General features: G+C 71.7%; 2 protein-coding genes. One reads left to right on the forward strand and one right to left on the reverse strand.

Annotated features, from left to right (window positions below):
- Window positions 1–1,615: calcium-binding protein (locus A8M77_RS34730; protein ID WP_143694902.1), on the forward strand; the 1,615-nt coding region annotated here is incomplete at its 5' end.
- Here A8M77_RS34730 and prpR read toward each other — a convergent pair.
- On the reverse strand, window positions 1,616–3,554 hold a 1,939-nt coding region (prpR, locus tag A8M77_RS34735), incomplete at its 5' end, for a propionate catabolism operon regulatory protein PrpR (protein WP_443273606.1).

A 3,554-nucleotide genomic window follows, 5' to 3' on the forward strand; every position in this document is an offset into this window, starting at 1 on the left:
CCACCTGGAAAACCTCACCCTCACCGGCACAGGCCACCTCAACGGCACCGGCAACGCCCTGGCCAACCTCCTCACCGGCAACGCCGGCGACAACGTGCTGAACGGTGGCATCGAAGACGCGGCCATCGACACGCTGATCGGCGGCGCGGGCAACGACACCTACCTGATCTACGGCGCTGCCGCCGACACGATCGTGGAGAACGCTGGGGAGGGCATCGACACGGTGGTCACGGACATGGCGTACACCCTGGGCGCGAACCTGGAGAACCTGGCGCTGAGCGGGACATCCTCGTACAGCCTGACGGGCAACGCGGTGGACAACGTCCTGACGGGCAACGCAGGCGCCAACGTGCTGAACGGCGCCGCTGGCGCCGACACGATGATCGGCCAGGCGGGCAACGACACCTACGTGGTGGACAACGCGGGCGACGTGGTGACGGAGAGTGCCGGCGGAGGCACCGACACCGTCCAGTCCAGCGTCAGCTACACCCTGCAGGCCAACGTGGAGAACCTGGCCTTCACGGGCGGGGGCAACCTGAACGGCACGGGCAACGCCCTGGCCAACACCCTCACGGGCAACTTCGGCGGCAACGTGCTGGACGGCGGCGCCGGCGCCGACACGATGATCGGCGGGGCAGGCAACGACACCTACGTCGTGGACAACGTGGGCGACGTGGTGACGGAGAACGCAGGCGAAGGCACCGACCTCGTGCAGTCGAGCATCACCTACAGCCTGGGTGCCAACCTGGAGAAGCTGACCCTCACGGGCACGGGCCACCTCAGCGGCACGGGCAACGCGCTGGCCAACACCCTCTTGGGCAACGCGGGCAACAACGTGCTGGACGGCGGCGCCGGTGCCGACACCATGGCCGGCGGTGCGGGCAACGACACCTACGTGCTGGACAACGCGGGCGACATCGTGACGGAGAACGCCAACGAAGGCACGGACACCGTGCAGTCGGGCGCGAGCCACCAGCTGGGTGCCAACGTGGAAAACCTGACCTTCACGGGCACAGGCAACCTCAACGGCACGGGCAACGAGCAGGGCAACGTCCTGACGGGCAACGAGGGCGCGAACGGCATCGAGGGCATGGGAGGCAACGACGTGCTCTACGGTGCCGGGGGCAACGACATGCTCGATGGCGGCGAGGGCAACGACGTGCTCGACGGCGCAGCCGGCTCGGATGTGCTGCGCGGCGGCGGGGGCGACGACAGCTACCGGTTCGGCCGCGGCGGCGGGGCGGACCGGATCGTGGACAACGCGGGCACGGCCGACGAGCTGGTCTTCTCGCTCACCGGGGGAGCGGCCGGGCGCGTCGACTTCAAGCAGCTGTGGTTCAGCCACCAGCAGGGCACGAACGAGCTGACCATCACCGTGATGGGCAGCACCGACAGCATGAAGATCGACGACTGGTATGCAGGCGCTCCCCAACGGGTGGAGTCCATCGTGGCGGCCGCCGAAGCGGATGGCACCTCGCGCACCCTGGCCAGCACCGACGTGGAGCTCCTGGTCAACGCCATGGCCTCCATGGCACCGGCGTCCGGCGCCACCAGCTGGGCCGCCTTGACTTCACAGCAGCAGCAGCAGCTGCAGACCCTCGGGGTCTGGCGGTAGTTAACCCTTCTCCGAAGCCTCGTCCCGCAGCCGCCGCCACAGCGTGGCGCGGCTGATCCCCAGGATCTCGCAGGCCTGGCGCTGGTCGCCGTGCACCGCGTGCAGGACCTCGCGCACGCGGCGCAGCTCGGCGGCGCGGCGCGCGCCCTTCAGCAGGCCGTCGCGCACGGGCGCCGGGCGCGCCTGCGTGAACTCGGGGAACAGCTCCAGCAGCCGAGCCCGGTCGAACCTGCCGGCCGATGCGGCATGGGCGTGGCAGGCCAGCAAGCGCTCGATCAGGTTCTCCAGCTCGCGCACGTTGCCGGGCCAGTCGTGGCCTGCGGCCAGTTCCAGCACGACGTCGAGGCCGGCAGCGAGCGGAGCCTCGTGGGCGCCCAAGGTGTTGGCGCGTCGCGCCAGCAGTCCGTTGGCCAGGCGTGGGATGTCCGCCTTGCGCTCGCGCAGGGGCGGTGTCTCGATACGCAGGACCGCGATCCGGTAATAGAGATCGCGCCGAAAGAGCCCGCGCTCCACCTGCGCCGCCAGGTCCGCATGCGTGGCCGCGATCACGCGCAGGTCCACCGGCACCGCGGCGGTCGCGCCCAGGCGCAGCACCTCCCGCTCCTGCAGCACGCGCAAGAGCCGCGTCTGCAGCGCCAGCGGCATGTCGCCGATCTCGTCGAGGAAGAGGGTACCGGTGTGGGCCGCTTCGATCAGGCCGGTCTTGCCGCCGCGCCGCGCACCGGTGAAGGCGCCTTCCTCGTAGCCGAAGAGCTCGCTTTCCAGCAGGCTTTCGCTCAAGGCGGCGCAGTTCACCGCGAGGAAGGGTTGCGTCGCGCGCCGGCTGGCCGTGTGGATGCCCTGCGCCACCAGCTCCTTGCCGGTGCCGCTCTCGCCCATGATGAGCACGGTGGCGTCGCTGGCCGCGCACTGCGCCGCCAGCGTCCGCACGCGCTGCGCCGCGGCGCTGTCGCCGGTGAAGGACTCGATCCGGTAGCGCACAGGCGCGCCAAGGGGGCGCTGGTTGGCGCGCAGGTGGCGGTCGGCGCGCTGGATCACGGCCGGGTCGCGGCACACCAGCAGCGCGCCCGTCACCTCGCCGCCTTCCAGGATGGGCGCGCGCCGCACCACCAGCGTCCGCATGCCGATCTGCAGCACCTCTTCCGCCGGCGCCTCGCGCAGCAGCAGCGTGGCACCCAGGTCGAGCACGGGCGCCACGTCGCTGAGCACGCGGCCCACGAGTTCGGGGGCGGAAGCGCCCAGCAGCTCGGCCATGGCCGGGTTCAGGGCCTCGATGCGCTGCCGCAGGTCCACGGCGACGACGCCGTCCTGCAACTGGCCGAGGATGGTGTCCAGCCGCTCGTGGCGCGCCCGTTCGGCGCGGCTGTGGCGTGCGAGGTGCACGGCGTCCTGCAGCGCCTGGCGCACGGCATCGTCGGAGTACATCAGCACGCTGGCGATGCCGGCCTGTTCCGCCAGGTCGGACACCAGCCCGGGCGCCACCACCGCCTCGATGCCGGCGGCGCGCAGCGCTTCGACGCAGGCGGGTGCGTCGTCGGGGCCGCGGTAGCTGAACTGCGCGATGCCCATGCCGAACAGCGCGTCCAGCTGCGCCAAGTGCTCGGACGGTCCCTCGAAGGACACCAGGCCTACCTTCGGCGAGATGGCGCGCGCGGCGGCCAGGGCGCGCATCAGGTCGAAGCCGCGCACCTCCACCATCGCGACCGGGATGTCCAGATGCCGGCGCAGCCACTCGCCGCTGGCGCCGGCCGCCACCACCGCGTCGACGGGATGGCGGGCGTGCAGGGCGCGCACGGCGGCCACCGCGTCGTCGAAGGCGTGGCCGACCAGGTCGATCTGCGCCTGCGAGGCGACGTCCGGGACCAGCCGGGCCAGCACGCGGCCCAGGCGGTGGCGGGCGACGGCCACGATGTGGAGGGGTCGGGGTGCCGCCGGGGAG

Source organism: Variovorax sp. JS1663, from assembly GCF_002157355.1.
Lineage (GTDB): Bacteria > Pseudomonadota > Gammaproteobacteria > Burkholderiales > Burkholderiaceae_C > Variovorax.